Source organism: Streptomyces sp. NPDC041205 (assembly GCF_055591765.1).
The window spans coordinates 171,239-197,169 of record NZ_JBVIZH010000003.1 but is presented as its reverse complement, the minus strand read 5'-3'; the positions used below and the strand labels follow the sequence as shown (position 1 = coordinate 197,169).

At 72.7% G+C, this 25,931-nt stretch carries 29 protein-coding genes and 1 riboswitch; of the genes, 14 read left to right on the top strand and 15 right to left on the bottom strand.

The window, feature by feature from the left end:
• Positions 1–45: 45 nt before the first annotated feature.
• The 8 genes from ACZ6BG_RS15095 to ACZ6BG_RS15060 form a co-directional block, all read right to left on the bottom strand.
• Complete coding sequence (locus ACZ6BG_RS15095; protein ID WP_469000732.1) at positions 46–1,263, bottom strand: ferredoxin reductase; 1,218 nt, start codon at positions 1,261–1,263, stop codon at positions 46–48.
• A 362-nt stretch (positions 1,264–1,625) separates the two neighbouring features.
• Positions 1,626–2,426 (bottom strand): urease accessory protein UreD, encoded by an 801-nt coding sequence (locus tag ACZ6BG_RS15090; protein ID WP_469002912.1) that lies wholly within the window; start codon positions 2,424–2,426, stop codon positions 1,626–1,628.
• Positions 2,423–3,160 (bottom strand): urease accessory protein UreG, encoded by a 738-nt coding sequence (gene ureG, locus ACZ6BG_RS15085; protein ID WP_469000730.1) that lies wholly within the window; start codon positions 3,158–3,160, stop codon positions 2,423–2,425. The genes ACZ6BG_RS15090 and ureG overlap by 4 nt, the downstream gene beginning before the upstream one ends.
• Positions 3,161–3,276: 116 nt before the next feature.
• Entirely contained in the window at positions 3,277–3,951 is a 675-nt protein-coding gene (locus ACZ6BG_RS15080; RefSeq protein WP_469000727.1) for an urease accessory protein UreF, read from the bottom strand.
• Between the two features lie 16 nt (positions 3,952–3,967).
• A complete protein-coding gene (locus ACZ6BG_RS15075) occupies positions 3,968–5,689 on the bottom strand; it encodes an urease subunit alpha (protein WP_469000724.1) in 1,722 nt (573 codons plus the stop codon).
• Positions 5,682–5,993 (bottom strand): urease subunit beta, encoded by a 312-nt coding sequence (locus tag ACZ6BG_RS15070; RefSeq protein ID WP_469002909.1) that lies wholly within the window; start codon positions 5,991–5,993, stop codon positions 5,682–5,684. Before ACZ6BG_RS15070 ends, ACZ6BG_RS15075 begins: the two co-directional genes overlap by 8 nt.
• A gap of 64 nt (positions 5,994–6,057) precedes the next feature.
• Complete coding sequence (locus ACZ6BG_RS15065; RefSeq protein WP_087883138.1) at positions 6,058–6,360, bottom strand: urease subunit gamma; 303 nt, start codon at positions 6,358–6,360, stop codon at positions 6,058–6,060.
• A gap of 280 nt (positions 6,361–6,640) precedes the next feature.
• On the bottom strand, positions 6,641–7,261 hold the full coding sequence (locus ACZ6BG_RS15060) for a TetR/AcrR family transcriptional regulator (RefSeq protein ID WP_469000722.1): 621 nt from the start codon (positions 7,259–7,261) through the stop codon (positions 6,641–6,643).
• A 153-nt stretch (positions 7,262–7,414) separates the two neighbouring features.
• Here ACZ6BG_RS15060 and ACZ6BG_RS15055 point away from each other — a divergent pair, with 153 nt between their 5' ends.
• On the top strand, positions 7,415–8,425 hold the full coding sequence (locus ACZ6BG_RS15055; RefSeq protein WP_469000719.1) for an ABC transporter permease: 1,011 nt from the start codon (positions 7,415–7,417) through the stop codon (positions 8,423–8,425).
• A 146-nt stretch (positions 8,426–8,571) separates the two neighbouring features.
• Here ACZ6BG_RS15055 and ACZ6BG_RS15050 read toward each other — a convergent pair whose 3' ends face one another.
• Positions 8,572–8,871 (bottom strand): type II toxin-antitoxin system Phd/YefM family antitoxin, encoded by a 300-nt coding sequence (locus tag ACZ6BG_RS15050; RefSeq protein WP_469000717.1) that lies wholly within the window; start codon positions 8,869–8,871, stop codon positions 8,572–8,574.
• Positions 8,872–8,992: 121 nt separating this feature from the next.
• Here ACZ6BG_RS15050 and ACZ6BG_RS15045 point away from each other — a divergent pair, with 121 nt between their 5' ends.
• The 4 genes from ACZ6BG_RS15045 to ACZ6BG_RS15030 all read left to right on the top strand — a co-directional run bounded on the left by ACZ6BG_RS15045 (position 8,993) and on the right by ACZ6BG_RS15030 (position 11,860).
• The gene (locus ACZ6BG_RS15045) at positions 8,993–9,622 is read left to right on the top strand and encodes an ATP-dependent Clp protease proteolytic subunit (RefSeq protein WP_469000714.1); all 630 of its coding nucleotides are present in this window, start codon (positions 8,993–8,995) and stop codon (positions 9,620–9,622) included.
• A gap of 7 nt (positions 9,623–9,629) precedes the next feature.
• The gene (locus ACZ6BG_RS15040) at positions 9,630–9,959 is read left to right on the top strand and encodes a hypothetical protein (RefSeq protein ID WP_469000712.1); all 330 of its coding nucleotides are present in this window, start codon (positions 9,630–9,632) and stop codon (positions 9,957–9,959) included.
• A gap of 587 nt (positions 9,960–10,546) precedes the next feature.
• Positions 10,547–10,716: riboswitch (cyclic di-AMP (ydaO/yuaA leader) on the top strand.
• A gap of 3 nt (positions 10,717–10,719) precedes the next feature.
• Positions 10,720–11,193 carry a C40 family peptidase gene (locus ACZ6BG_RS15035; protein ID WP_469000710.1) on the top strand — a complete coding sequence of 158 codons (474 nt, stop codon included), beginning with the start codon at positions 10,720–10,722 and terminating at the stop codon, positions 11,191–11,193.
• A 103-nt stretch (positions 11,194–11,296) separates the two neighbouring features.
• Positions 11,297–11,860, top strand: coding sequence for a DUF6328 family protein (locus ACZ6BG_RS15030; RefSeq protein ID WP_469000708.1), 564 nt, complete (start codon positions 11,297–11,299; stop codon positions 11,858–11,860).
• On the opposite strand, the gene ACZ6BG_RS15025 is transcribed toward ACZ6BG_RS15030, so the two are convergent.
• Entirely contained in the window at positions 11,853–12,554 is a 702-nt protein-coding gene (locus ACZ6BG_RS15025) for a LysE family translocator (protein ID WP_469000706.1), read from the bottom strand. The genes ACZ6BG_RS15030 and ACZ6BG_RS15025 overlap by 8 nt on opposite strands.
• A gap of 178 nt (positions 12,555–12,732) precedes the next feature.
• Here ACZ6BG_RS15025 and ACZ6BG_RS15020 point away from each other — a divergent pair, with 178 nt between their 5' ends.
• On the top strand, positions 12,733–13,644 hold the full coding sequence (locus ACZ6BG_RS15020; RefSeq protein ID WP_469000703.1) for a LysR family transcriptional regulator: 912 nt from the start codon (positions 12,733–12,735) through the stop codon (positions 13,642–13,644).
• Between the two features lie 78 nt (positions 13,645–13,722).
• On the opposite strand, the gene ACZ6BG_RS15015 is transcribed toward ACZ6BG_RS15020, so the two are convergent.
• A complete protein-coding gene (locus tag ACZ6BG_RS15015; protein WP_469000700.1) occupies positions 13,723–14,154 on the bottom strand; it encodes an ATP-binding protein in 432 nt (143 codons plus the stop codon).
• Positions 14,155–14,416: 262 nt separating this feature from the next.
• Here ACZ6BG_RS15015 and ACZ6BG_RS15010 point away from each other — a divergent pair, with 262 nt between their 5' ends.
• Both ACZ6BG_RS15010 and ACZ6BG_RS15005 read left to right on the top strand, forming a co-directional pair.
• Complete coding sequence (locus ACZ6BG_RS15010) at positions 14,417–15,277, top strand: helix-turn-helix domain-containing protein (protein ID WP_469000698.1); 861 nt, start codon at positions 14,417–14,419, stop codon at positions 15,275–15,277.
• A gap of 9 nt (positions 15,278–15,286) precedes the next feature.
• Positions 15,287–15,511 (top strand): DUF397 domain-containing protein, encoded by a 225-nt coding sequence (locus tag ACZ6BG_RS15005; RefSeq protein ID WP_289953863.1) that lies wholly within the window; start codon positions 15,287–15,289, stop codon positions 15,509–15,511.
• A gap of 57 nt (positions 15,512–15,568) precedes the next feature.
• Here ACZ6BG_RS15005 and ACZ6BG_RS15000 read toward each other — a convergent pair whose 3' ends face one another.
• Positions 15,569–16,705 (bottom strand): 8-amino-7-oxononanoate synthase, encoded by a 1,137-nt coding sequence (locus tag ACZ6BG_RS15000; RefSeq protein WP_469000695.1) that lies wholly within the window; start codon positions 16,703–16,705, stop codon positions 15,569–15,571.
• 197 nt (positions 16,706–16,902) lie between these two features.
• Here ACZ6BG_RS15000 and bioB point away from each other — a divergent pair, with 197 nt between their 5' ends.
• The 4 genes from bioB (at position 16,903) to ACZ6BG_RS14980 (ending at position 21,053) form a co-directional block, all read left to right on the top strand.
• Complete coding sequence (gene bioB, locus ACZ6BG_RS14995; RefSeq protein WP_469000692.1) at positions 16,903–18,078, top strand: biotin synthase BioB; 1,176 nt, start codon at positions 16,903–16,905, stop codon at positions 18,076–18,078.
• Positions 18,071–19,390, top strand: a complete 1,320-nt coding sequence (locus ACZ6BG_RS14990; protein WP_469000689.1) for an adenosylmethionine--8-amino-7-oxononanoate transaminase — start codon at positions 18,071–18,073, stop codon at positions 19,388–19,390. The genes bioB and ACZ6BG_RS14990 overlap by 8 nt, the downstream gene beginning before the upstream one ends.
• Positions 19,387–20,100 (top strand): dethiobiotin synthase, encoded by a 714-nt coding sequence (gene bioD, locus ACZ6BG_RS14985; RefSeq protein ID WP_469000685.1) that lies wholly within the window; start codon positions 19,387–19,389, stop codon positions 20,098–20,100. The genes ACZ6BG_RS14990 and bioD overlap by 4 nt, the downstream gene beginning before the upstream one ends.
• 269 nt (positions 20,101–20,369) lie before the next feature.
• On the top strand, positions 20,370–21,053 hold the full coding sequence (locus ACZ6BG_RS14980) for a class I SAM-dependent methyltransferase (protein ID WP_469000683.1): 684 nt from the start codon (positions 20,370–20,372) through the stop codon (positions 21,051–21,053).
• Positions 21,054–21,062: 9 nt separating this feature from the next.
• Here the strand turns inward: ACZ6BG_RS14980 and ACZ6BG_RS14975 are convergent, their stop codons facing one another.
• The 3 genes from ACZ6BG_RS14975 to ACZ6BG_RS14965 all read right to left on the bottom strand — a co-directional run bounded on the left by ACZ6BG_RS14975 (position 21,063) and on the right by ACZ6BG_RS14965 (position 22,228).
• Entirely contained in the window at positions 21,063–21,425 is a 363-nt protein-coding gene (locus tag ACZ6BG_RS14975; protein ID WP_469000681.1) for a VOC family protein, read from the bottom strand.
• 200 nt (positions 21,426–21,625) lie between these two features.
• The gene (locus ACZ6BG_RS14970) at positions 21,626–21,964 is read right to left on the bottom strand and encodes a fic family toxin-antitoxin system, toxin component (RefSeq protein WP_469002906.1); all 339 of its coding nucleotides are present in this window, start codon (positions 21,962–21,964) and stop codon (positions 21,626–21,628) included.
• Between the two features lie 36 nt (positions 21,965–22,000).
• Positions 22,001–22,228 carry a toxin-antitoxin system HicB family antitoxin gene (locus ACZ6BG_RS14965; RefSeq protein ID WP_030358728.1) on the bottom strand — a complete coding sequence of 76 codons (228 nt, stop codon included), beginning with the start codon at positions 22,226–22,228 and terminating at the stop codon, positions 22,001–22,003.
• Positions 22,229–22,404: 176 nt separating this feature from the next.
• Between ACZ6BG_RS14965 and ACZ6BG_RS14960 the strand changes: the two genes are divergently transcribed.
• Positions 22,405–23,298, top strand: coding sequence for an ABC transporter ATP-binding protein (locus ACZ6BG_RS14960; RefSeq protein ID WP_469000675.1), 894 nt, complete (start codon positions 22,405–22,407; stop codon positions 23,296–23,298).
• 10 nt (positions 23,299–23,308) lie between these two features.
• Complete coding sequence (locus ACZ6BG_RS14955; protein WP_469000672.1) at positions 23,309–25,873, top strand: ABC transporter permease; 2,565 nt, start codon at positions 23,309–23,311, stop codon at positions 25,871–25,873.
• Positions 25,874–25,931: the final 58 nt, after the last annotated feature.

Genomic DNA, 25,931 nt, shown 5'->3' with positions numbered 1-25,931 from the left:
CCGGGCCGTCGGAAACGGGGGACTCGGCGGTCGAGTCCGGGAAGCTCAGCGGTCGAGTACGACCGGTCCGGCCGCGGCCTGGACGCAGGTCTGGATCAACTCGCCTTTCACCTCGCGCACTTCACCCGTGCGCAGATCGCGTACGCGCCCATGGACCAGGGGCACGAGACAGCCGAAGCAGATGCCCCGGCGGCACCCGTACGGCATCGGCACGCCCGCGCGCTCACCGGCCACCAGGAGGGGGACGGACGCGGGCGATTCGGCGTCGACGCCGCTGCGCGCGAAGCGCACTCGGCCGCCTGACCCGGCGGCCGAGGCGAGCGGGTCGGCAGATGGCAGGGCAGTCGGCGCGGCGAGGCGGAAGCGCTCCACGTGCAGGCGTCTCACGGGCAGGCCCTCCGCACCGTCCAGTCGTTCCCCGCCAGGTCGATCGCCGCGCCGCCACTGCCCCTCCCAGTGCTCACGCAGTACGTCGAGCAGCCCCTCAGGGCCGCAGGCCCACGTCTCGCGGGAGAGCCAGTCCGGGCAGAGCGGGCCGATGTCGCGGCAGGTGATCCGGCCGGAGGTGCGGGTGTACCGCAGGTGGAGGCTGAGCCACGGTAACCGCTGCGCCATGTCCGCCAGTTCGTCGTGGAACAGACACTCGTCCGGTGCGGGCGCGCTGTGCAGCAGTACGACGTCGGGGTCCGGCTGGGCACGGCGGAGTGCGAGCGTACGCAGCATCCCCATGACGGGCGTGACGCCGCTGCCCGCGGTGACGAACAGGATCCGGTCGGGTGTCGCACCAGGCTCGGGGAGCACGAACTCCCCCTGTGCGGGGCCGAGTCGGAGGATGGTGCCGGGTGGTGTGCGGTGCACCAGGTGCGGCGACACCTTGCCGCGGGGGTCCGCTTTGACGGTGATGGTCACCTCGCGGCCGGGTGCGTCGGCGGCGGAGGTGAGGGAGTACGTACGCCAGTGCCGTACGCCGTCCAACTCGACGCCCACCGGCAGGTATTGCCCTGCGCGGTGGCCGCCGCTCCACCCGCGGCCCGGCCGGATGACCAGCGTGGCGGAGTCCGCGGTCTCGGGTCGCACGGCGGTCACCAAGCCTGCCGGATGCCGTGCCGACAGCAGCGGATCGACGAGGCCGAGGTAGTCGTCCGGAGAGAGGGGCGAGGTCAGTGGGGCCGTCAGGGCGCCCAGGGCCGTGAGGAGACGTCTGCCGACCCAGCCGGGGAGGCCCCAGGGCGGCGACGGCGGACGAGGTGCGAAGGCAGGCATGCGTGGCGCCCTTCCGAGGGGACTCCAGGGCGGGCTCCCGCCAGAGAACCACGTCGGGGCGCCGGGCGTGGGGTCACCAGGAGCCGTTCCCGCCACCCGCGCCGTCGCCACGGCCTGGCAGGACGTCCGCGGCATGACGGCAGCCGACGGCGGCGGTGGCCGCGGGCTGGCACGACGGCCAAGGCCCGCGGGCCCGCGGGCGGTCCCGATTGGCCGGATCGGGCCGACGTGCCGCGCGGGGGCGCCTGCGCGATCCCGGAACTCGGTCCTCCGTCGCCGGATTCCGGGGTGTCCTGGGCGCCCAGGACACCCGGGACGCCGAGGGCAGGCAGGCCGGACGGGGCGGCGACCTTCGCGGCGGGCTACGTCAGGCGGTTCAGGGCGTCGTCGAGGATGTGGCGCAGGCGCAGGGCGTCCGGCGCCAGGGCGGTGACCAGGACCGCGGGGCCCGCCAAGGGGCTCAGCGCGGCGGAGTCGCCGAGCATGGCCGGCTTCGGGCAGTCGTACTCGAACTCCGGCCGTACGACGATGAGCTGACCCACGGCTCGATGGCCCGCCAGGACCGCGGGGCCGTCCCAGCCCGCCGGGGCGCCCGGCCCGCACGACAGCTCCTGGTCGAGGAGGGTTCGGCCGGCGTGGCGCACCGTCAGTCTGCTGTGCAGCAGCCCCGGGGTCTCGCCGGTCCGTCCGAGGACCTGTTCCTCGCGCAGCACGAGCCGTCCGCCCGCCCCGATGTCGGCCCGCGTCGTGACACGCAGGTCGCTGCCCCGAGCCGAGATCAACTGTTCGGGCAGCCAGTGCAGTTCCGCCCCGTCGGCGACGGTGAGCGACACGTCGTACCACGCCGGTGCCCCGTCCTGGCCCGGCAGCGCGATCGTCGCCGCCGCGGATCCGACGCTCAGCCTCGCCCCCTCGGCGACCTCCGCCTCCACGGCCAGGTGGTCCCCGCCGAGGGGGCCGCTCATCGCTCCCACCAGCGTGACGTGGGCCGCGGGCCCCGTGGCGCGGGTGCGGCGCAGGGCGAGGGGAGCCTCGCCGTGCAGGACGGGCAGGACGGTGCGGCCGTGGGCGTCCGCGTGGGCGGCGATGCGGGCCAGGGCGTGGACGCCCGCGGGGCTGGAGGGGTGATCCGGGGCGGCGGAGGTGGGGGCGGGGAGGCTCACTGTGCTGGTGCCGTCGCCTTCGTCGCCGTCCCAGCCGTCCCAGCCGTCCCAGCCGTCCCAGCCGTCCACGACGCGTGCTGCTCGCGTACCCAGCGCGCCACCGCCGTCACGTGCTCCTCCGAGCGCAGTGACTGGAACACCACCGGCAGTTCCGCGCGCTGGGCCTTCGCGTCGGCGGCCATCCGGGCCAGGTCCGAGCCCACGTGCGGGGCCAGGTCCGTCTTGTTCACCACAAGCAGGTCGGCCGTGGTGACGCCGGGGCCTCCCTTGCGCGGGATGTCGTCGCCTCCGGCCACGTCGATGACGAAGATCTGGGCGTCCACCAGGCCGCGCGAGAACGTTGCCGTGAGGTTGTCGCCGCCGGACTCCACCAGGATGAGGTCCAGCGGGCCCACCTCGTCCTCCAGGTCCTCCACCGCCTCCAGGTTCGCGGAGATGTCGTCCCGGATGGCGGTGTGGGGGCAGGCTCCCGTCTCCACGGCGGTGATGCGTTCCGGGGGGAGGACCGCCTCGCGGAGGAGGAACTCCGCGTCCTCTCGGGTGTAGATGTCGTTCGTGACGACCGCGAGGGAGAGTTCGGCGCGGAGGGCCTGGCAGAGGGCCGCGACGGTGGCCGTCTTGCCCGAGCCGACCGGACCGCCGAGGCCGATGCGGAGGGCTCGGCGGGTGCCGTCGGGGCGGTGCGCGTCCGCGCTGATCGCCTTGGACTCGTCGTGGATGTGGTCGAGGTGCATGGTCGCTTCGCTCCGAAGGTCGGTCGGTGGGTGGTGGGAATGTGCCGGTCGTTCTCGGCCCGTCCGGCGTTCGAGGACGGGGCCGAAGGCCGATCGGCGGTGCCCTCGGCAAGGCCCTACGACGCGAACAACCGCACCGGCCACCCCGCATGCCCCTCCGCCCCCACCTCCAACAGCGGCGCCGACGCGGCGGGCAGGACGTCCACCCCCTCCCCCACGGCCCGCCGAGCGGCCCCCGCGGCGTCGCGGACCACGCCGTCCAGCTCCGGTGCGAGCCGGGCCAGAACGGCCGTCGCGTCGAACGGGTCGAGACCCAGGAGGCGTACGACGGCGGTGGCGGGGCCGCTGACGGCTTCGTACGCGGAGCAGTGCGCGGCGTCCTCCGCGCCGAGCCCGGCCGCCCGCGCGGCCACGCCGAGGACGACCGGCTGATGGGCCCCCTTGGGGAACTCCCGTGCCAGCGCGTCGAGTTCGGACGCGGGCCACGCGACCCGCGCGGCCCGCAGCAACTGCCGCCCGAGCCTGCGCGCGGCCACCCGCAGCGCGGCCGACGGCGTGCGCGCGTCCGCCGCCCCGTCGAGGGCGACGGGGTCGAGCCCGAGCGCCCCGGCCGCGGCGAGGGCAGCCGACACCATGCCGGTCGTGTGCAGGCGGCCCCGGCAGAAGTCCTCCAGGGACGCCGCCCCGGTGATCCGCCCCGCCTTGACGGCCGCCTCGGCCCCGCCGGAGTGCGCGTGCCCTCCGGCGGGAAAGCGGCCGTCGGCCAGGACGAGCAGTGCGGCTCGTGACATGTCGGGCCACCTCCTCTCAGAAGAGGAAGTACCGCTGGGCCAGCGGCAGTTCGGCGGCGGGTGCGGGCTCGACGAGTTCGCCGTCGATGCGTACGGCGAAGCTGTCGGGGGCGACCTCGACCCTCGGCAGCGCGTCGTTCTCGCGCATGTCGGCCTTCGTTCGGCCCCGGGTGGAGGCGATCGGAACGAACTGCCGCTCGAGCGCGAGGCGTTCGGGCAGGCCGTCGTCCAGCGCGGACTGTGTGACGAAGTTCAGGGAGTTGCGTGCGGGTGCCCTGCCGTGGCCGCCGAACATGGGGCGCGGAAGGACCGGCTGCGGGGTCGGGATCGAGGCGTTGGCGTCGCCCATCTGCGCGTACGCGATCTGTCCGCCCTTCAGGACCACTTCGGGCTTGACGCCGAAGAACGCCGGTTCCCACAGCACCAGGTCGGCCAGCTTGCCGCTCTCGACCGAGCCCACCTCGCCCTCGATGCCCTGCGCGATCGCCGCGTTGATCGTGTACTTGGCGACGTACCGGCGCGCCCGGTGGTTGTCGGCGCGGGTGTCACCGGGGAGCGGCCCGCGCCGGCGCTTCATCACATGGGCCGTCTGCCAGGTGCGCAGGACGACCTCGCCGACGCGGCCCATGGCCTGGGAGTCGGAGGACATGATGGAGATGGCACCGAGGTCGTGGAGGATGTCCTCCGCGGCGATCGTGGTCGGGCGGATGCGGGACTCGGCGAAGGCCAGGTCCTCCGGCACGGCCGGGTTGAGATGGTGACAGACCATCAGCATGTCGAGGTGCTCCTCGACGGTGTTGACGGTGTGCGGGCGGGTCGGGTTGGTCGAGCTGGGGAGCATGTTCGGCAGCGAGACCGCCGTGATCATGTCCGGGGCGTGGCCGCCGCCCGCGCCCTCCACGTGGAAGGCGTGCAGCGTGCGCCCGGCGACGGCCGCGAAGGTGGCGTCCACGAAGCCGGCCTCGTTGAGCGTGTCGGTGTGGACGGCGAGTTGGGCTCCCGTGTCCTCGCAGACGTTCAGGCAGGCGTCGATCACCGCCGGAGTCGCGCCCCAGTCCTCATGGATCTTGAAGCTGACGGCGCCCGCGCGGAGTTGGGCGTGCATCGACTCGGCGGACGTCGTGTTGCCCTTGCCCAGGAAGCCGATGTTGACCGGGGCGTTCTCCAGGGCGGCGAATATCCGGGCCAGGTGCCAGGCGCCGGGGGTGATGGTGGTGGCCTTGCTGCCCTCGGCGGGTCCGGTGCCGCCGCCGATGAGCGTGGTGACGCCGGCGGCCAGGGCCTCGTCGACGATCGTCGGCGAGATGAAGTGGATGTGCGTGTCGATGCCGCCGGCGGTGAGGATCCTGCCGTTTCCGGCCAGGATCTCGGTCTCCGGGCCGATGACAAGGCCGGGGTGCACGCCGTCCATCGTGTCCGGGTTACCGGCCTTGCCGATGCCGGTGATCCGGCCGTCGCGGATGCCCACGTCGGCCTTGATCACGCCCCAGTGGTCGATGATCACGGCGCCGGTGACGACGGTGTCGGGGGCGCCTTCGGCGCGGGTCGTGCGGGACTGGCCCATCGACTCGCGGATGACCTTGCCGCCGCCGAACACCGCCTCGTCGCCGGAGCGTCCGGGGCCGCCGGAGCGGTCCTCCTCGATCTCCACGAGCAGTCCGGTGTCGGCGAGCCGGATCCGGTCGCCGGTCGTCGGGCCGAAGAGGTCGGCGTACGCGGCGCGGGACAGCTCAGCCATCGAGAGCACCTCCGGTCTCGCCGCGCAGCCCGGGCACGACGCGGGCGCCCGCGAGGGGAACCAGCGTGACCTCGACGGGGATGCCGGGCTCGAAGCGCACGGCGGTGCCCGCGGCGATGTTCAGCCGCAGGCCGCGCGCGGCGGAGCGGTCGAACTCCAGGCCGGGGTTGGCCTCGGCGAAGTGGTAGTGGGAGCCGACCTGCACGGGGCGGTCGGCAACGTTGAGGACGGTCATGCGGGTGGTGGGGCGGCCCTCGTTGAAGGCGACGGGTCCGTCCGCGAAGAGGATCTCGCCGGGGACCAGGCCGGTGTCCACACCGCCGCCCGCGCCCGTGCTGTCTGCGGATTGCATACGTCCCGTACCCCCGTCAGACGATCGGGTCATGGACGGTGACGAGCTTCGTGCCGTCCGGGAACGTCGCCTCGACCTGCACGTCGTGAATCATCTCGGGGATGCCTTCCATGACGTCGTCGCGCGTCAGCACCGTGCGACCCGACGTCATCAGATCGGCGACGCTGCGGCCGTCGCGGGCGCCTTCGAGGATGTGCGACGTGATGAGCGCGATCGCCTCGGGATGGTTGAGCCGCAGGCCGCGCGCCCGGCGCTTCTCGGCCACGTCGGCAGCCACATGGATGAGCAGTCTCTCCTGCTCGTGCGGTGTCAGTCGCACGTCCCCACCTCATCGTCCTTGCTCCGAACCGTGCGGGGTCCGGCTGCCGCGGCCACCGCGACGGGAAAAGATGTAACGCGCAGCGAATGGCGCGCCGAGGTACACCTTGGCGTACGAGATCCCCAGGTGGCGTGGCACGGCAGGCTAGTTGGACGGAGTTTCAGCGAGGTTAACCAGCCCTTGACCCGGTCATGACCGTCAGCAGGACTGCTCCATACTTCAGCGGGACTCCCCCGCGCTCGGGCAGCGGCGCTCCCGCACACTCAGGCGGGCTCGCTCCTCACGCGGGCTCCCCCATGCTCATCAGCCCGCGCACCCCGTCCGCCAGCGCGTCCACCGGCACCCCGTCGAACAGGGCGACCTGGGCCGCGAATCCCTGCGCCATGGCGATCATCGTCCGCGCGACGCGGTCCGCGGGCACGTCGGCGCGCATCATGCCCGCGGCCTGATAGCCCTCGACGATCCGGATCCAGGCCGCCCGCACCGCGTCGTACCCGTCCTGGATGAGGGCGCGCAGCTCCTCGTCGCGCAGCGTCTCCGTCCAGACCTGCACAAGCAGCCGCGGGAAGTACGGCCGGTCGCGCTCGACGAGGCCCGGCTTGAGGTCGAGCACCTGGCCGAGCGCGCGGCCGACCAGCACGTCCGGCGGCGGGGGCGGCGTCTGCCGGGCCGCGGACTCGAAGACTTCTCGGATCTCCCGCAGCACCTCGGAGACGATGGCGTGGATCAGCTCGTCCTTGCCGCTGAAGTAGCGGTAGACGGCACCGGCCGACAGACCCACTTCCTTGAGCACGTCCTGCATCGACGTGGCGTGGAAGCCGTTGCGGGCGAAGCAGAGCGCGGCGCCGTCGAGGATCTGGCGGCGACGTGCGTCGAGGTGTTCCTGGGATACGCGGGCCATGCGCTCAACGTAAAACGAATATTCATTCTTGACAACCGACGCACCCTCGCTCCACAGTGGGGGCACCGCAAAAACGAACGATCCTTCTTTTTAGAGGTCACCGACTCAAGGTCTCCAACCTCTCCCCTCAGCCTCTTCGCTCTGGAGAACCCCATGCCCACGCCGTCCCCTGCCGCGCCCCCGCAGGCCCGCCGCATGCTGACGGTCGCCCTGCTGGTTCCCTTCATCGTGACCCTTGCCCTGTGGGCCTTCGCCTGGCCCGCCGCCAGGACCGCCCCGCGCGATCTGCCGCTCGGCGTGGCGGGTCCCACCCAGGCCACCGCCCCGTTGCAGAAGCAACTTCAGCAGCGGGACGACGCGTTCGAGATCCATCGGTACGCGGACGAGGCGGCGGCCCGCGCCGCCATCGAGAACCGGACCGTGTACGGCGCGATCGTCGCCACCGGCGAGGGGCCCAAGCTCCTGACGGCATCGGCCGCGAGCCCCGTCGTCGCCCAACTCCTCCAGCAGGCGGTGGCGGCGGGCGTCCCGGACGGCGCGCGGGTCACGACGGTCGACGTGGTGCCCGCCCCGGCGTCCGATCCGCGCGGGGCGGCCCTGGGGGCGAGCGTGCTGCCGCTGGCTATCGCGGGGGTCGCGGCGGGCTCGCTGGTGACGCTGCGGGGGCTGCGCGGACCGCGCGCCGCAGGCACGCTGATCCTCGCCACGGCACTCGTCGGCCTCGTCGCCGCCGCGCTCGCCGACAGCTGGCTCGGCATCCTGACGGGCGACTGGTGGGCGGAGGCCGGAGTGCTCGGCCTGTCGGCGCTCGCCGTCGCCGCGACCGTGGCCGGCCTTGCGGCGCTGCTCGGACCTGCGGGCATCGGCGTGGGCGCGCTCCTGATGGTGCTGCTCGGCAATCCGTTCTCGGGGGTGACGTCGGCGCCGCAGCTGCTGCCGGAACCGGTCGGCCTGATCGGCCAGTTGCTGCCGCCGGGAGCGGGTGGCTCGCTCCTGCGCTCGACCGCCTTCTTCGACGGGGCGGCGGCCACGGGCCCCGCGGTCACCCTCGCCGTCTGGGCGACCCTGGGCCTCGGGGCCGTGCTCGTCGGGGCCCGGCACGGCCGGAGTGCTCCCCCGGTGACGGCGTCACCCCCGGCGCGCGAGCCCGCCCCGGTCGGCTGACGCCGCGCCCCACCGAACAGTCGTGTGCCCCCGCCGTAGCGGACGGGGGCACACGGCCTTCGTCATGCCTCATGGATGTACGCGCTCTTCGGGTACGTGACGTCCGCCCCTCCTGCTCGGCGTGACGCCCCCGGGCGCCCGCGGGACTACGTCACGTTCGGCCCGCGGTGCTCCGCCGCGATGCCGAACCGCTGCCGCTCGCCGCCCGCACCGGACACCGACGAGCCGAGGGAGGAGACGGAGCTGATCGCCGTCTCCCCGGCCGCGGCGCCGACCGCCTCGGCCTCATCGAGCTCATCGAGTCGACGCAGGTCATCGGCCGAGACAAGGGCCACGAGCGGCTTGCCGTGACGCGTGACGACCACGCGCTCGTTGCCGTAGACAACGCGGTTGATCAGGTCGGCGAGCTCTGCGCGGGCTTGCGTCACCGGAATCTCGTAGGCCATGGCCCCATCATAACGTCACGTACGTCCTGTACATTTTTTACAGAAGTCGCCGCTCAGCGGCGGCGCCCACACGCATGCCCGTGCGCCCGCACGCATGCCGTACAGACCGGGAGGCCCGCCCATGCAGCAGCCGTTCACCCGTCATGTCCTGCCGGAGTTCACCGAGCGCACCAGCTCGGGCCCGCGCACGCTTGATCCCTACTCCAAGCTCCTGGAGGAGCGCATCGTCTTCCTCGGCACCCCCGTCGACGACGTCTCCGCGAACGACGTCATGGCGCAGCTGCTGCACCTGGAGTACCTCGCGCCTGACCGGGACATCTCGCTGTACATCAACTCGCCCGGCGGCTCGTTCAGCGCGGCCACGGCGATCTACGACACCCTGCGGTTCACGACCTGCGACGTGGAAACCGTCTGCCTCGGCCAGGCCGCGTCCGCCGCCGCCGTGCTGCTCGCCGCGGGCACACCGGGGAAGCGGTCGATCCTGCCCGGCGCCCGGGTGCTGCTCCAGCAGCCCGCGCTCGCCGAGGCGTTGCGGGGCCAGCCGACCGACCTCGCCATCCAGGCCGAGGAACTGCGCCGCACCCGCGCGCTCCTGGAGGAGATGCTCGGGCGCCACACAGGGCGGGACGCCGAGCGGATCGCGGCGGCCATCGAGCGCGACACCGTCCTGGACGCCGCGGCCGCGGTGGAGTTCGGCCTGGTGGACCGGGTCGTGCCGAACCGCAGGGCCACGACCGCTACCGCCGAGTGAGGCCCGGGTGCTGCCCGAACTGCCGCCGCTGCCCGCCCTGACCCGCGCCGAGGGCGAGCTCATCGACGCCTATCTCGCGGTCGTGGACCTCGTCGGCCGCATCAATCCGGGGCGCGCGGAGCACACGTACGGCGGCCTGCGCGCCGCACAAGCCCTCGTCAGCAGGGCGACGGAGCTGCGGGACGCCCTTGCGCTGATGCACCAGCGGGGCGAGACGGAGATCCACACGGCGACGCTGGCCCGGGCGTTGCGCACGCTGGACGGCGAGCGCCGTACCGCGCGCGTGACCGTGCCGCCGCCCACGGTCGGCGAGGAGGCGCCACCGACGGGTGGCTGACCGATCCGCCCGAGGGCGGGGTGAGCGCACTTGCGAAGCGCACCCATAAACGGCGAGTTCGCCAAGCGTTTCTGCTACGAGTTGACGGGGACCGCCGAGGCCGAGCCGGCTGGTCACCCGCAGCCCCGCGCCGAGCCGCCCCTCTCCTTCACGGCCGCGCACCCGAGGTGCGCCGTCGCACCGGACGCCCGTCGGAGCGCCACGGCCGCAGCGCGTCCGCGCCGTCCGCCCGTTGAGGGTGCGACCGACACGGACGGATGTCGCGCCACTTCCGGTCCAGACCGGGGTCCGACCAGAGGTGGTAGCTCTTTCAGCGTAGGAAACACTCGCACGCGTGTGCCCCTGTAGTTGCACAACTCCCTTACGCGGCAGCCGGAACCGGACGTTCCAGCGCTGTTCGGGCAATCGTCTCCGACTGTGACCCAGGTCCCTTTCCGGCTCTGTCCACCCGAACGGGTCAGTCGTGAGGAGCCTCACATACAGCCGATTCGGCTCGGTTTTTTGGCCACTCTCGGGTGAAGATCCCTTCCGACGACAAGCCCCCGCCACAGGCGGCGGGGCGGTCCGGGTGGACGCCGAGTCCTGCCGCCACCCGGATGCCCGGTCGACATCTGTGCATCGGCAGGAGTGGAGGACCCAGCAAGGCGGACCGTCCGGGAGACCGGCCGGCCCTTGGGGTGAAGTCGCGACGCGACCGGGCATCTTCGCCTGCCCGAACCCGACAGGTCATCCTTCACAGGCGGCTGACGAAGGGTTGCGCATGACTGCGCTGAATCGTGTTCCGTCGCTGCTGACGAGGGCCGGTACCGCATCGGCACTCACGCTCGCCGCCGTGGGCGGCACCATCGTGGCACCCGGTCTGGTCTCCGAGGCCGAGGCCGCCACACACGGGACGAAGGCGCTCAAGATCGCGGCTTCCAAGAAGGGCTCCCCGTACGGCTACGGAGCCGTGGGGCCGCGCCGGTTCGACTGCTCGGGCCTCACGCTCTACTCGTACAAGCGCGTGGGCAAGAAGCTGCCGCGAACCGCCGCGCAGCAGTACAACAAGACCCGCCATGTCTCCAAGAGCAACCGCACCCGCGGCGACCTGGTGTTCTTCCACTCCGGCCGGAACGTTTACCATGTCGGCATCTACGCTGGCAAGAACAAGATCTGGCACGCCCCGAAGCGGGGCACGGTGGTACGCCTCGAGAAGATCTGGACGAACAGCGTCTCGTACGGCCGAGTCCGCTGACCTGAGTGCCCGGACGGCGGTGCCTTCGGGCAGGCACCGCCGTCCGGGCGTGACCGGGCCGACGCGAGGAGTGCTTCGCGCCGGCTCGGGATACTCGTAGTGCATGTCCGAAAACGTCCCCGACGACGGCCCCCGGTCAGCGGGCACCGCCGCGCACGACCACAGCCAAGGCCGCGACGACGGCCGCAACGAGACTCCGCTGGAGCGCGCCGACCGCAACTTCGTCGAACTGCTCCAGGAGCTGAGGGTCACTCAGACCGGTGTCCAGCTCCTCTTCGCGTTTCTGCTCACGCTCGCCTTCACCCCCCGCTTCCCCTCGCTCGACACCTTCCAGCGCGCCACGTACGTGACCACACTGCTGCTCGCCGTCCTCGCGGCCGCGCTGTTCACCGCACCCGCCGCGCTGCACCGGGGTCTGTTCGGGCGCGGCGCGAAGCCGCTCATCGTCAAGGTGTCGTCGCGGCTCGCCGGGGCCGGACTCGCCGTCCTTGCCCTGGCGCTCACCGGTTCGGTCCTGCTCGTCGTGGACGTGGCGGCGAGCCGCACCGGCGCCTTCTGCGCCGCCGCGGCCACGCTGCTGGTGTCCGGTGGCCTGTGGGGGCTGCTTCCGTGGACGGTCGCGCGACGGCAGCAACAACGCAACGGCCCCTCTGATCGGGCTACGTGAACAGCGGTTCCACGAGGAGCGCCAGGCCCAGCGCCGTGAGCGCCACCCCGGTGCCGCCCTCGATCGCCCTGGCGACGCGGGGCTCCCGCAGCCGACGGCCGAGCCGGTCCACCAGCAGCGCGACGGCCGGGAACCACAGCAGCGCGAAGGCCACGACGATCGTGGCGAGCAGCAGCGTGCGCGGCATCGCGGGGCTCCCCGCGGGCACGAACTGGGGCAGCACGCTCAGGAACGTCAGGGACGCCTTGGGGTTGAGGGCGTTGGTGAGGAAGCCCTCGCGCAGGCCACCGCCGCCACCACCGGCCACCGCCCGCACGTCCTCCCCCTCCTCTCCCGCCTCCCCCACCTCCCTCTCCTCTCCGGCGGCCGCCTCCCCGTCCGGCCTCTCCCCCGCGCCCGGCCGCCCCTCCCACCGCGTCGCCGACCGCAGCGCCCGCACCCCCAGGTACAGCACGTAGCCGCCGCCCACCATCTGCAGCGCGCGGAACAGCGCGGGCACGGCCGCGAGCACGGCCGCGACCCCGGCGACGGCGAGGGCCGTGTGCACCAGGAGCCCCGCCGCGATGCCGAGCGCGCACAGCACTCCGGCGCGGCGTGAGGCGAGCGCGTTGCGTACGACGACGGTGAAGTCGGCGCCGGGCACGGCGACCATGCCTGCGGCGACGCCGGTGAAGGCGACCAGTTGAGCGTCCATGTAGGCCACTCTGCCGCGAGTGAGCCTTCAGCAGGTATGTAAGATCTTCTGCGTCTTCCTTAAGCATCTGTTTAGGCTGAGCTGCCGGTAGGATCCGGCGGCGGTCCCGGAAGGCGGGGCGACGGCGTCCGCGTACCGCGGCAGGACCGCGGGCCACGGCCACAGGAAGAGGCACGGCATGTACGACCCGACGCGGCTCGCGGCGCTCGTGGCGGTCTCCGAAGCCGGTTCCATCACCCGCGCCGCCGAACGGCTCGGGTATACGGTGCCCGCGCTCTCCCAGCAGCTCGCCAAGCTGGAGCGGGAGGCGGGGGCGGCGCTGCTCGTGCGGCACCACCGGGGCGCGCGGCTCACCGGCGCGGGCGAGTTGCTCCTGGCGCGCGCCCGCCGTGTCCTGGACGAGATGGAGCTGGCCCGGCACGAGCTGGCGCAGCTCGTGGGGCTCTCGGGCGGACGCCTGCGGGTCGCCACGTTCACGACGGCGGGCATCCATCTGCTGCCGCCCGCCCTGACGGCGTTCCGCCGGGCGCATCCGGACGTCGAGCTGACGGTCACCGGCTACGAACCGCCGCTGGGCGTGGCCGCGGTGGCGGCGGGCGACGCCGATGTGGCCCTGACGCACACGTACGAACCCGCCGAGCTGCCCGCGCCGCCCGCGTCCGTGACCCTGGAGCCGGTCCTCGTCGAGGAGTTGGTGCTGGTGACGGCGCCGGGGCACGCGCTCACGGCGGGCACCGGGCGGCTGCCGCTCGCCGAGCTCTCCGGCCAGCCCCTGATCAGCATGGCACCGGCGCATCCGCCGCGGCAGGGCGTGGAGGCGGCGCTCGCGCGGGCGGGGGCGGCGCCCGCGGTGCTCGTCCAGACGCCGGACTACGCGCTGGTGTGCGCGATGGTCAGCGCGGGTCTCGGCGCCGCGGTGGTCCCGGAGATGGTGGCCCGCACGGCGGCGACCCCGGTCGGCGTCCGGCCGTTGGAGCCGGGTGACCTGCGGCGCACCATCTGGGTCGGTCACCGCACCGGCGAGTCGAGCCCGGCCGCGGACACGTTCCGCGCGTTGCTGCGGGGGACGTTCGGCCGCTCGGTCACCTGAGGCACCGCGTGCCCCGGCCGCCGACGGCCCCGCGTGCCTGTGCTGCCCGCGTGCCCGCGCGCCCCGCACCACAGGGCGTCAACTCTGGACCGGCACCGACCACGGCAGGGTGATCCAGACCGTCTTGCCGCCCTCCGCCGTCGGGCAGACCGAGAGTCTGCCGCCGCACTCGGCGGTGAGCCAGCGGATGATGACCATGCCGCGGCCGTTGTCCTGCTGGACGGCGGCGGGCAGGCGCCGGGGGAAGCGCGGGTGGCTGTCCGTGACGCCGATGCGCAGCCGCTCGTCGCGGTCGAGCTGCACGTCCACGGTGAAGGTCGGGGACTGGCCGAGGGTGTGCTGGACGGCGTTCGTGGCGAGTTCGGAGACGATGAGCCGCACCGTGTCGGCGACGTCGGCGTCGGCCGGCAGGCCCCACTCGGACAAGGTGTCCGCCACATACCTGCGGGCGGCTGCGACCGAGACAGGATCGCTCGGCAGAGTGACTGATACTTCCTGGAGGTCTGCCATGGCGACACTGTCCCTTTCCCACCGGGACCGGACTCCGACTCGTGGCGGAAGAACTCGAGGACAGTCCCGGAACTGGTGCTTCGCGCCAGAGTGCCACTCCTGGGCCGGTGACGCGCGGCGATCCACCGAGATGTGCATATATCTGTCGCTCGAAGCGGTGAACTCTGCGACGGCAGACCGTATTTGGGCGCAACACTGGCGCTTCCTCTACAGTCTCCCGCTGTCCCGTACGGTTGGCGCGGACGTCCGGAAGGAGACGGACATGCAGTACGGTCCCGCGGTGCGGCGCCGCAAGCTCGGCGCGGAGCTGCGCGCGCTGCGCGGACAGGCCGGACTCACCAGCGGCGAGGCGGCGGCCCGGGTCGGCTGGCACCAGTCGAAGGTGAGCCGGATCGAGACCGGGCGCTCCGGGGTGCGCGCCTCGGACGTGCGACTGCTCCTGGAGGCGTACGAGGTCGATGATCCGCAGTTGCGCGAGCTGTTGGTCGTGCTCGCGGGCGGGGAGGACGAGGCCGGGCGGCACCACTGGTGGCACGCCTACCGCGGTCTGCTGCCCCCGGCGTACCGCGACTTCATCAGTCTGGAGTCACAGGCCTGCAGGGTGCGCACGCTGGAGACCACCGTGGTCCCCGGTCTGCTGCAGACGCCGGACTACGCCCGCGCGGTGACACGTGCCGCGCTCGGCGGGCTGCCCGAGGAGCAGGTGCGGGCCCTGGTGCAGGTGCGCCTCGCGCGGCAGGACGTGCTGCGCAGCGAGCCGCCGCTGCGGCTGAGCGTGATCCTCGACGAGGCGGTGCTCCGGCGCCAGATCGGCGGTCCCGAGGTCCTCGCCGGGCAGTTGCGGCGGCTCCTGGAGGCGGCGCGCCTTCCTCAAGTACGCATCCAGGTGCTGCCGTTCGTCTCCGGCGAGCACATCGGACTCATCGGATCTTTCGTTATTCTCTCCTTTCCGAACATTTCTGATCTGGATGTGGTTGTTCTCGACCACTTGACGAGTAGCCTCTACCTCGAACGGAAAGAAGACCTTCAGGCGTATACCGACGCCTTCAACTCCCTTCAGGGACAGGCGCTTTCCGTTCAGGATTCAATGGATTTCATCGCCGGGTTAGGTGACGGCGCGTAAGGAGGCACCATGACTGCACTGCCTCGGTCCGTTCCCTCCAGCACGTCTCTCAGGGACGCGCGGTGGCGGCGCAGCAGCCGCAGCAATGGAATGAACAACTGCGTGGAAACAGCGCCGCTCGGCTCCGGACCGCTCGCCGGTCTGTTCGCCGTGCGCGACTCGAAGGACACGGCGGGTCCAGCCGTGCTCTTCTCCCCTGCCGCCTGGGAGGACTTCATCGACGCCCTTCGGTGAAGTCCGGGTGAAAGCGCCGGACCCTGGACCCAGGTCTCAGGTGCCAGATCTCAGGAGTCAGGGTGCGGTGCGGCTGATCGTGGCGACGGCTTCGGCGACCTCTGCGTCGCTCAGGTCGGCACGTGCGGTCAGCCGCAACCGTGAGACGCCGTCGGGAACCGACGGCGGGCGGAAACAGCCGACGGCCAGGCCCTCACGGCGACAGTCGGCCGCCCAGCGCACCGCGGCTTCCGGCGACGGCGCGCGCACGGAGACGACGGCGGCGTCGGGACGTACCGCCGAAAGCCCCTCCCCCGTCAGGAGTTCGTGCAGCGTCCTGGCCACCGCACGCGCGCGGGCGGCCCGTTCCGGCTCGCGGCGCAGCAGGCGCAGGGCGGCGAGCGACGAACCGGCGGCTGCCGGGGCGAGCCCGGTGTCGAAGATGAGGGTCCGGGCCGCGTTGACCAGGTGAGCGATGACCTTGGCCGGGCCGAGCACGGCCCCGCCCTGGCTGCCGAGCGACTTCGACAGGGTGACCGTGACCACGGTGTCGGCGGACCCCGCGAGCCCGGCCGCGTGCGGCGCGCCACGGCCGCCGTCCCCGAGCACCCCGAGCCCGTGCGCGTCGTCGACGACGAGGCCCGCCCCGGCCTCGCGGCAGACGGCGGCGAGCTCGGCCAGCGGCGCCGCGTCACCGTCGACCGAGAACACCGAGTCCGTCACCACGACCGCGGACCCCGCGTGCGTGCCGAGCGCCTTGCGCACCGCGGCCGGGTCGGCGTGCGGCACCACCTGGGTCGTGCCGCGGGCGAGGCGGCAGCCGTCGATCAGGGAGGCGTGGTTGCCCGCGTCGGAGACGATCAGCGATCCGTGCGGGGCCAGCGCGGTGACCGCGGCCAGGTTCGCCGCGTAGCCGGAGGACAGGACGAGGGCCGCCTCGAAGCCGCAGAAGTCGGCCAGCTCACGCTCCAGTTCGGCGTGCAGTTCGGTGGTGCCGGTCACCAGACGGGAGCCCGTGGCGCCCGCGCCCCAGCGCCGGGCCGCGGCCGCGGCCGCGGCGGTGACCTCCGGGTGGCGGGTCAGTCCCAGGTAGTCGTTTCCGGCGAGGTCGAGCAGAGGGGATTCGGCCGGGCGCGGACGCAGCGTGCGCACCAGGCCCGCCTGTGCACGCAGCCGCGCCTGCTCGTCGATCCAGTCGAACGGCGAGCCAGCCATGGGACCTCCGGGGCGTCACGGGTCGGCGTACGTGCCCTGCGCAGACGGGACGTACGGACCGGGGTGTTTGTAGACAGTGCACAGACCCTAGCGGCCGCACCACCCGGCCATGGTGTGGCAATACCCACACCTCCCGATGCTTCTGTTGTACGGAATCTCCATGGTCAGAAACTCCGGCGTGCGTCAGGATCGGCGCCATGGATCTGCTCAACACGCTGGTGGACAAGGGGCTTCGGCGGGAACTGCCGAGCCGTGACGAGGCGCTCGCGGTGCTCGCGACCTCCGACGAGGACCTGCTCGACGTGGTGGCGGCGGCCGGAAAGGTACGGCGCCACTGGTTCGGCCGACGGGTGAAACTCAACTATCTGGTCAACCTCAAGTCGGGTCTGTGCCCGGAGGACTGCTCGTACTGCTCGCAGCGACTCGGCGCGGAGACCGGGATCCTCAAATACACCTGGTTGAAGCCGGACGAGGCCTCCAGGGCCGCGGCGGCCGGGCTCGCCGGCGGCGCCAAGCGGGTCTGCCTGGTGGCGAGCGGCCGCGGGCCCACGGACCGGGACGTCGACCGGGTCTCCGACACCATCAAGACGATCAAGGAGCAGAACGAGGGCGTCGAGGTCTGCGCGTGCCTCGGCCTGCTCTCCGACGGCCAGGCGGAGCGCCTGCGCGGCGCGGGCGCGGACGCCTACAACCACAACCTCAATACGTCCGAGGCGACGTACGGCGACATCACCAAGACGCACACCTACGCCGACCGCGTCGACACCGTGCAGAAGGCGCACGCGGCCGGGCTCTCCGCCTGCTCGGGCCTGATCTCGGGCATGGGCGAGACCGACCAGGACCTGGTCGACGTGGTCTTCGCGCTGCGCGAGCTCGACGCGGACTCCGTGCCGGTGAACTTCCTGATCCCCTTCGAGGGCACCCCGCTCGCCAAGGAGTGGAACCTCACCCCGCAGCGTTGCCTGCGCATCCTCGCCATGGTCCGGTTCGTCTGCCCGGACATCGAGGTCCGCATCGCGGGCGGCCGTGAGCTGCACCTGCGCACGCTCCAGCCGCTCGCCCTGCACCTCGCCAACTCGATCTTCCTCGGCGACTACCTGACCAGCGAGGGCCAGGCGGGCAAGGCCGACCTGGAGATGATCGCGGACGCCGGGTTCGAGGTGGAGACCACGGACCAGGTGACGCTGCCGGAGCACCGCAGGGGCGGTGGGTGCGGCTCGGTCTGCGGCTCGCGGGACTCCGCCGACGAGACTCCCGCCGAGGCCGCGACGCCCGCCGCGCAGGACGAGGCGCCCGCGACGCCGGGGCCGCGCACGGACCTGGTGGCGGTACGCCGCCGGGGCGCCGGAACGGACGTGGCGCCCAATGCCTGACCCACGCACGGCGTCCGGCCTGGACGTCAAGGAGATCCTCGACCTCGACCGCGCGCACGTCTGGCACCCCTACGGCCCGATGCCCGGCCGCCAGGACCCGCTGGTCGTGGAGTCCGCGCACGGCGTGCGGCTGCGCGTCGCGGGCGTCGGCGAGCTGGTCGACGGCATGTCGTCGTGGTGGTCGGCCATCCACGGCTACAACCACCCCGTCCTGAACGACGCGGTGCGCGAGCAGTTGGACAGCATGAGCCACGTGATGTTCGGCGGGCTGACGCACGAGCCAGCCGTACGGCTCGCGAAGCGACTTGTCGACCTCACGCCGGACGGCCTGGAACATGTCTTCCTCTCCGACTCCGGTTCGGTGGCCGTCGAGGTCGCGGTCAAGATGTGCCTCCAGCACTGGCGTTCCCTCGGGCGGCCCGAGAAGCGCCGGATGCTGACCTGGCGCGGCGGCTACCACGGCGACACCTGGCAGCCCATGGCCGTGTGCGACCCCGACGGCGGCATGCACAGCCTCTGGCAGGGCGTGCTCCCCCAGCAGGTGTTCGCGGACCAGCCCCCGGCGGGCTTCGACGCCTACGACGAGGCGTACGCGCAGCATCTGCACGACGTGATCGGACAGCACGCACACGAACTCGCGGGCGTCATCGTCGAGCCGGTGGTGCAGGGCGCGGGCGGCATGCGCTTCCACTCCCCCCGCTATCTGCGCGCGCTGCGCGAGGCGTGCGACGCGCACGACGTGCTGCTCGTCTTCGACGAGATCGCGACGGGCTTCGGCCGCACGGGCGCGCTGTTCGCGGCGGACCACGCAGGTGTCACGCCCGATGTGATGTGCCTCGGCAAGTCCCTGACCGGCGGCTATCTGACGATGGCGGCGACGCTGTGCACCGAGCGGGTCGCCTCGGGCATCGCGCGGGGCGAGGTGCCGGTGCTCGCGCACGGGCCGACGTTCATGGGCAACCCGCTCGCCGCGGCGGTCGCCAACGCCTCCATCGACCTGCTGCTCGGCAAGGACTGGCAGACGGACGTGAAGCGCGTCGAGACGGGCCTGCGGGCTGCGCTCGCCCCGGCCGCCGAGCTGCCTTTCGTCCGTGATGTACGGGTCCTCGGCGCGCTCGGTGTCGTGCAGCTCGACCACCAGGTCGACATGGAGGCGGCGACGAGCGCCGTGGTGCGGGAGGGCGTGTGGGTGCGGCCGTTCCGCGACCTCATCTACACCATGCCGCCGTTCGTCACGGGTGACGCGGACGTGGCACGGATCGGCCGTGCGGTGTGCGCGGCGGCACAGGCGAGCGGGGAGGTCTCGGCGTGAGCGTGCTTGTGGTGTCCGGTACGGGCACGGAGATCGGCAAGACCGTGACGACGGCGGCCGTCGCCGCGCTGGCCCTCGCGGCCGGGCGCAGCGTCGCCGTCCTCAAGCCGGCCCAGACCGGGGTCGGCCCGGGGGACCCGGGCGACGTCGACGAGGTGCTGCGGCTCGCGGGCGACCGGGTGACCCCGGTGGAGCTGGCACGCTTCCCCGAGCCCCTCGCGCCCTCGACGGCCGCGCGCCGAGCGGGGCTGCCTGCGGTCTCGCCCGCCCAGGTGGCCGAGGCGGCGGAGAAACTGGCGGCCTCGCACGACCTGGTCCTGATCGAGGGGGCCGGGGGCCTGCTCGTCCGCTTCGACGAGGCGGGCACGACCCTCGCGGACGCGGCCCGGCTCCTTGCCGCCCCCGTCCTCGTCGTGGCCACCGCGGGCCTCGGCACCCTCAACATGGCCACGCTCACCACCGAGGCCCTGCACGCCCGGGGCCTCACCCCGGAGGGCATCGTCATCGGCAGCTGGCCCACCGCCCCCGACCTCGCCTCCCGCTGCAACCTGGCCGAACTGGCCGACGTGGCGGGGGCGCCCCTCCTCGGCGCGATCCCCGAGGGGGCGGGTGCCCTGCCGGGCCCGGAGTTCCGCGCGGCGGTCGGGGGTTGGCTGGGACCGGGGTTGGGCGGGAGCTGGACGGGGCCGGGGGCTCTGTCCGAGGCGTGAGCCGGGTGCGGGGTCGGGTCCGTCCCACCGGGGCCGGTCCGCCCCACCGGGGCCGGTCCGTCCCAGGGCGTGCCGGCCCGATCCCGCACACGACAGCCGGGCCGTGATGATCCAGCCCGTCCGGCGTTTGAGGACGAACGCGAAGCGCGATCGACGCCCACCCCGGCGCCGGTGCGCGAAGGTCCGAGGCCGGGGGCCCGGGGCACGAGCCCCAGTTTCGGGAAGGGGCGGGTTGGGGGAAGAAACCCCCACCCACCCGAGGAGGCACCATGCCCCCGCCCTCCGCCCGCCCCGCCCCGCGCGACGCGGTCCACCACCCCCTCTTCGCCCGCTTCTACGCCCGCTTCAGCGTCTCCGCCGAACCGGCCATCGCCCCGCACCGCGAGGAACTCCTACGGGGCGTCGAGGGCCGCGTCATCGAGGTGGGCGCGGGCAACGGCCTGAACTTCGCGCACTACCCGAGCACCGTCGCCGAGGTGGTCGCGATCGAACCGGAGAGCGTCCTGCGCCGCCTGGCCGTGTCGACGGCGCTGCGCGCGGACGTCCCCGTGGACGTGGTGCCGGGCGCCGCGGAGGCCCTGCCGGTCAAGAGCGAGGCGTTCGACTTCGCCGTCGCGTCGCTGGTGCTGTGCAGCGTGCGGGACGCACCGAGGGCGCTCGGTGAGCTGCGCCGGGTGCTGCGGCCGGGCGGTGAGCTGAGGTTCTTCGAGCACGGCCGGGCCCCGGGCGGCGCGATGGCGACGGCGCAGCGCGTCCTTGACCGCACGGTGTGGCCACGCCTGTTCGGCGGCTGCCACGTCAGCCGGGACACGGTCGGCGCGCTGCGTGCGGCCGGGTTCCAGGTGGGGGCGTACCGCGAGATCGTGGTGCCCGCGCGCGGCCCGAAGTTCCCCACGTCGTACTGCGTCCTTGGCTCGGCGCGCCGCCCCGCGGAGGACGAGGCGACGGGCTGAACGGCGCCGTCAGATCGGCTGCGCGAGATTCACCGCGTTGCCGTCGGGGTCCTGGATGTGGGCGACCCGCTGCCCCCACGGCATGTCGTTGGCGGGACCGAGCACCGTGCCGCCGAGGGCTTCGACGCGGGCGAGGAGTTCGTCGACGTCGTCCACGGTCACGCTCAGGAGCGAGCGCTGCGGGGTGCCCAGGTCGACGCTCTTGTCGGCGACGATGCCGAGGTCGGAGTCCTTGACCCGCAGGTTCAGGAAGAAGACGGGCCCCTCGTCCGGGACGCGTTCCGTCTCCTCGGCGCCGAGGAGACCCGTGTAGAAGGCGACGAGGCGGTCCAGGTCGGGGGTGATCAGCATCGGCTGGATGGTGGCGGGCATGGCGGGGTCCTCCTGGTGGTCGCGACCGGTTACGTCTTGCTGACCGCAGGACGAGCCACAACTCATCGGCCGCGCGCCAGGCGATGTCGTACGCTCACCGCCCGATGCCGTACCGCCCGCCGGACCGGACCGCGCTCCGGTCACCGGGCAGGACGGCCCCGCCGGATCACAGGCCCCACCGGATCACGGACGCCACCAGGTCACAGACTCCACTGCCGCAGCTCACGCGCTATGTCGTGCACGCCGGCCCCGTCCTCCTTGATCAGCCGGGCCAGGTCCCGCACCTGCTCGGGCGAGGTCACGACCTTCACACCGCTGGCGACGAGGTAGGCGTAGGCGACCGAGGAGGCGAAGAGCGCGTTGGAGCGTTCGAGGGCGGGCAGGTGCAGCAGGAGCTGGAGCAGGGCGGCGGCGCGGTCGTGCGGGCCTTCGTAGACGGGCACGCCGAAGATCTCCGCGTGGTGGCGGGCGACGGCGGCCACCAGGGCGCCCCAGTCGGTCACTTGTGGATCACCCGGCGTCTTGTGCTCGGCGACCATCAGGAGCCAGGCGAGGTCGACTCTGAGGTTCAAGGGTCAGCGACGACCCTCGCGCTCCGCGCCGAACTCCTCGGCGAAGACGGTCTCGTACTGCTTCATGAAGTCGGCGGCGGCCTCCACGAAGGTGTGGCCGAGCTCGCCCGCGTCCTGTTTGACCAGCTCTTCGATATAGCGATTCACGCTCACGCCACGGGCCATGGCGCGTTCGCGCGCGGCCCGGGCGGTGTCCTCGTCCACCCGCACGTTCAGCTGAGTCTTCGCCATGTCCACAAGCTAGCGCCGATCCGCTAGCACCGGCAAGAGGTGCCGGGCACGACCGGTCAGGTGCCCCTTACACGCTCCTCACTCATCGACCTGCGAGGGATACCAGCCGCCCGCTCCGACCCCTTACTCTCTGCTGGCATACGCGAGTTGGGACGGCCACGACCCGGGAGGCGGCCTTGTCCACACCTGCTTCGACACCGCACACGGAGCGCGCCGAGCCCTCCGGCGTCGCGGCCCGCGCCCGCGGGCTCACGAAGGCCTACGGCTCGGGTGAGACAGCCGTGCTCGCCCTGGACGCGGTCGACGTGGACATCGCGCGGCAGCGGTTCACCGCCGTGATGGGGCCGTCCGGCTCCGGCAAGTCCACGCTGATGCACACCCTTGCCGGGCTCGACTCGGTCTCGGCGGGCCAGGTGTGGCTCGGCGACACCGAGATCACCGGGCTCAAGGACCGGGAGCTCACGCGGCTCAGGCGGGACCGGATCGGCTTCATGTTCCAGTCGTTCAACCTCATCCCGACGCTGAACGCGCGCGAGAACATCACCCTGCCCATGGACATCGCGGGCCAGCGCCCCGACGCCGAGTGGCTGGAACACGTCATCGACACGCTCGGCCTGCGCGACCGGCTGCGGCACCGGCCCGCGCAGCTCTCCGGCGGACAGCAGCAGCGCGTGGCGTGCGCGCGTGCCCTTGCCTCCCGCCCCGAGCTGATCTTCGCCGACGAGCCGACCGGCAACCTCGACTCGCGGGCCGGGCTCGAAGTGCTCGGGTTCCTGCGCGAGGCGGTGGACTCGCTGGGCCAGACGGTGGTGATGGTGACCCATGACCCGGGCGCCGCCGCCCACTCCGACCTGGTGGTCTTCCTCGCGGACGGCCGGATCGTGGACGAGATGGCCCGGCCCACGGCGGAGGGCGTCCTGGAGCGGATGAAACGGTTCGACGTCCTGCACGGCACGGCCGCGGACCCGGCCGACGAGGCGACGGACGCCGCCGGACCACCAGGCACCGGCGCGGCCCCGGCCGCCCCTCTGGCGAAACCCACCCGCGACGACCCGTCCCCCAAGGACTGAGGCGGCACCCGTGCTGAAGGCCACCCTCCGCAGCTTCCTCGCGCACAAGGGCAGGCTCGCCCTGTCCGCGCTCGCCGTGATCCTCTCCGTGGCGTTCGTCGCGGGCAGCCTGATCTTCTCGGACACCGTCGCCCGTACCTTCGACCGGCTCTTCGCGTCCACGTCCGCCGACCTCTCCGTCGGCCCCAAGGACGACCTCGACGAGAGCATGCCGACCGGACGGACCCCGACCGTACCCGCCGACCTCGCCGGGCTCGTCGCGAAGGTCGACGGCGTCGCGGCCGCGCACGTCGACGCGACCGTGGAGAACATCACGGTCGTCGACCGCGACAACGACCCCGTCGGACCCACCACGGGCGCGCCCACCGTCGCGGGCAACTGGTACGAGACCGAGCGCTCCCCCGTGAAGATCACCTCGGGCCGGGCGCCGCGCGCCGCCGGGGAAGCGATGATCGACGCGGACACGGCCGACAAGAAGGACGTGGCGATCGGGGACACCCTCAAGATCCTGGCCGCGCCGGGGTCGTTCGAGACGCGGGTCGTCGGCATCGTCTCGTTCACGACCACCAACCCCGGTGCCGCGCTCGTCTTCCTGGACACCCCGACCGCGCAGACCAAGCTGCTCGGCGCCGAGAACCGCGCGACCAGCATCTCCGTCGACGCCGCGGCGGGTGTCGGCGACACCGAGCTCAAGCGCCGTGTGGCCGCCGAACTCGGCGGCGGATACGACCTGGAGACCGCCGACGAGCAGGCCGAGTCCGCCGCCTCCGAACTCGGCGGCTTCCTGGACGTCATCAAGTACGTGATGCTCGGCTTCGCCGGGGTCGCCGTCCTGGTCGGCATCTTCCTGATCGTCAACACCTTCTCCATGCTCATCGCGCAGCGCACCCGCGAGCTGGGGCTGCTGCGCGCGCTCGGCGCCGACCGCAGGCAGGTGCGCCGCTCCGTGCTCATCGAGGCGGTGCTCCTCGGCGTGGTCGGCTCCACCCTCGGGCTCGCCGCCGGGATCGGGCTCGCCGCCGGACTCATCGAGCTGATGGGCCTGTTCGGCATGAACCTGAAGTCCACGGAGATGGTGATCGCCTGGCCGACGCCCGTCGTGTCGTACGTCGTCGGGGTGGGCGTCACCTTCCTCGCGGCGTATCTCCCGGCACGCCGGGCCGCGCAGGTCTCGCCGATGGCCGCGCTCGCGGACGCCGAGATCGCGGGCGTGGGGCGGCCGCTTCGGGTACGGGCCATCGTGGGCTCGGTCGTGGCGGCGGGCGGCGCGGCGGCGCTCGTGGGGTGCGCGACCTCCTCCGACACCTCCACGTCGGCCTCGCTGCTCGGGCTCGGCGTCGTCCTCAGCCTCGTCGCCACCGTCGTCGCGGGCCCGCTCCTGGTGCGGCCGGTGGTCCGGGTGCTCGGCGGCGCCTTCCCCGCCGTCTACGGCTCCGTGGGCCGGATGAGCCAGCGCAACGCCCTGCGCAACCCGCGCCGCACCGGCGCCACCGCGGCCGCGCTCATGGTCGGGCTCGCCCTGGTCGGCGGCCTCTCCGTGGCCAGCGCCTCCATGACCAAGTCGTTCGACGACCAGATCGACAAGACGCTCGGCGCGGACTTCGTCGTGCAGAACAACGCGTTCCTGCCGTTCCCGACGGAGGTCACCGAGAAGGTGGAGGCGACCGACGGCGCCGGGCTCGTCGTCCGCAGCCGCTTCACCCCCCTGAAGCTGCGGATGCCGGACGGCAAGACCGTGGAGACGACGGCCGCGGGATTCGGCAAGCAGCTCGACGAGGTCGTGAAGACCACGTACGCGCAGGGAAGTTCGGCGCGGGCCCTCGCCCCCGACCGGCTCGCGATGGACCGGGGCTACGCCAAGGACCATGACGTGCGCGTCGGTTCGGTGCTGCCGGTGGAGTTCCCCGGCGAGCGCAAGGTGAAGCTGACGGTGGCCGCGCTCACCGACAACGAGGGCCCCGAGGGTCCCGGCATGCAGGGCGGGCTCTTCATGGGGCTCGGCACGCTGGAGAAGTACGTGCCCGACGGCCAGGACTCCGCCGTCTACGTCAACACCGCGCCCGGCACGGACCCGGAGGCGCTGCGCGACCGGCTCGACACCGCGCTCGACCCGTACCCGCAGGTGCAGGTGCGCGACCAGGCGGACTACAAGAAGCTGATCCGCGAACAGATCGCCGTGATGCTCTACCTCGTGTACGCGCTCCTCGGCCTCGCGATCGTCATCGCCGTGCTCGGCGTGGTCAACACCCTTGCCCTTTCGGTCGTCGAGCGCACCCGTGAGATCGGGCTGCTGCGCGCGATCGGCCTGGCCCGGCGGCAGTTGCGGCGCATGATCCGGCTGGAGTCGGTGGTGATCGCGGTGTTCGGCGCGGTGCTCGGCCTCGCGCTCGGCCTGGTGTGGGGGGTGTCGATGCACCAGGTCCTGGAGCTGCAGGGGCTCAAGGCGTTCGCGGTGCCGTGGTCGACGCTGGTGGCGGTCGTGATCGGGTCGGTGGTGGTCGGGATCGTGGCGGCGCTGCTGCCCGCGCTGCGGGCGTCGCGGATGAACGTGCTGGAGGCGATCGCGCACGAGTGAGGGGCCGTTGGGAGGCGCGGGATCGGTGCGCGCGTCGGCCCGCCCGGGGCCGGAATGC

Excerpts from the sequence above, each read along its gene's own strand:
- ACZ6BG_RS15095 (WP_469000732.1), bottom strand. The coding sequence starts at position 1,263 with ATGCCTGCCTTCGCACCTCGTCCGCCGTCGCCGCCCTGGGGCCTCCCC.
- ureG (WP_469000730.1), bottom strand. The coding sequence starts at position 3,160 with ATGCACCTCGACCACATCCACGACGAGTCCAAGGCGATCAGCGCGGAC.
- ACZ6BG_RS15080 (WP_469000727.1), bottom strand. The coding sequence starts at position 3,951 with ATGTCACGAGCCGCACTGCTCGTCCTGGCCGACGGCCGCTTTCCCGCC.
- ACZ6BG_RS15075 (WP_469000724.1), bottom strand. The coding sequence starts at position 5,689 with ATGGCTGAGCTGTCCCGCGCCGCGTACGCCGACCTCTTCGGCCCGACG.
- ACZ6BG_RS15060 (WP_469000722.1), bottom strand. The coding sequence starts at position 7,261 with ATGGCCCGCGTATCCCAGGAACACCTCGACGCACGTCGCCGCCAGATC.
- ACZ6BG_RS15055 (WP_469000719.1), top strand. The coding sequence starts at position 7,415 with ATGCCCACGCCGTCCCCTGCCGCGCCCCCGCAGGCCCGCCGCATGCTG.
- ACZ6BG_RS15050 (WP_469000717.1), bottom strand. The coding sequence starts at position 8,871 with ATGGCCTACGAGATTCCGGTGACGCAAGCCCGCGCAGAGCTCGCCGAC.
- ACZ6BG_RS15045 (WP_469000714.1), top strand. The coding sequence starts at position 8,993 with ATGCAGCAGCCGTTCACCCGTCATGTCCTGCCGGAGTTCACCGAGCGC.
- ACZ6BG_RS15035 (WP_469000710.1), top strand. The coding sequence starts at position 10,720 with ATGACTGCGCTGAATCGTGTTCCGTCGCTGCTGACGAGGGCCGGTACC.
- ACZ6BG_RS15030 (WP_469000708.1), top strand. The coding sequence starts at position 11,297 with ATGTCCGAAAACGTCCCCGACGACGGCCCCCGGTCAGCGGGCACCGCC.
- ACZ6BG_RS15025 (WP_469000706.1), bottom strand. The coding sequence starts at position 12,554 with ATGGACGCTCAACTGGTCGCCTTCACCGGCGTCGCCGCAGGCATGGTC.
- ACZ6BG_RS15020 (WP_469000703.1), top strand. The coding sequence starts at position 12,733 with ATGTACGACCCGACGCGGCTCGCGGCGCTCGTGGCGGTCTCCGAAGCC.
- ACZ6BG_RS15015 (WP_469000700.1), bottom strand. The coding sequence starts at position 14,154 with ATGGCAGACCTCCAGGAAGTATCAGTCACTCTGCCGAGCGATCCTGTC.
- ACZ6BG_RS15010 (WP_469000698.1), top strand. The coding sequence starts at position 14,417 with ATGCAGTACGGTCCCGCGGTGCGGCGCCGCAAGCTCGGCGCGGAGCTG.
- ACZ6BG_RS15005 (WP_289953863.1), top strand. The coding sequence starts at position 15,287 with ATGACTGCACTGCCTCGGTCCGTTCCCTCCAGCACGTCTCTCAGGGAC.
- ACZ6BG_RS15000 (WP_469000695.1), bottom strand. The coding sequence starts at position 16,705 with ATGGCTGGCTCGCCGTTCGACTGGATCGACGAGCAGGCGCGGCTGCGT.
- bioB (WP_469000692.1), top strand. The coding sequence starts at position 16,903 with ATGGATCTGCTCAACACGCTGGTGGACAAGGGGCTTCGGCGGGAACTG.
- ACZ6BG_RS14990 (WP_469000689.1), top strand. The coding sequence starts at position 18,071 with ATGCCTGACCCACGCACGGCGTCCGGCCTGGACGTCAAGGAGATCCTC.
- ACZ6BG_RS14980 (WP_469000683.1), top strand. The coding sequence starts at position 20,370 with ATGCCCCCGCCCTCCGCCCGCCCCGCCCCGCGCGACGCGGTCCACCAC.
- ACZ6BG_RS14975 (WP_469000681.1), bottom strand. The coding sequence starts at position 21,425 with ATGCCCGCCACCATCCAGCCGATGCTGATCACCCCCGACCTGGACCGC.
- ACZ6BG_RS14970 (WP_469002906.1), bottom strand. The coding sequence starts at position 21,964 with ATGGTCGCCGAGCACAAGACGCCGGGTGATCCACAAGTGACCGACTGG.
- ACZ6BG_RS14965 (WP_030358728.1), bottom strand. The coding sequence starts at position 22,228 with ATGGCGAAGACTCAGCTGAACGTGCGGGTGGACGAGGACACCGCCCGG.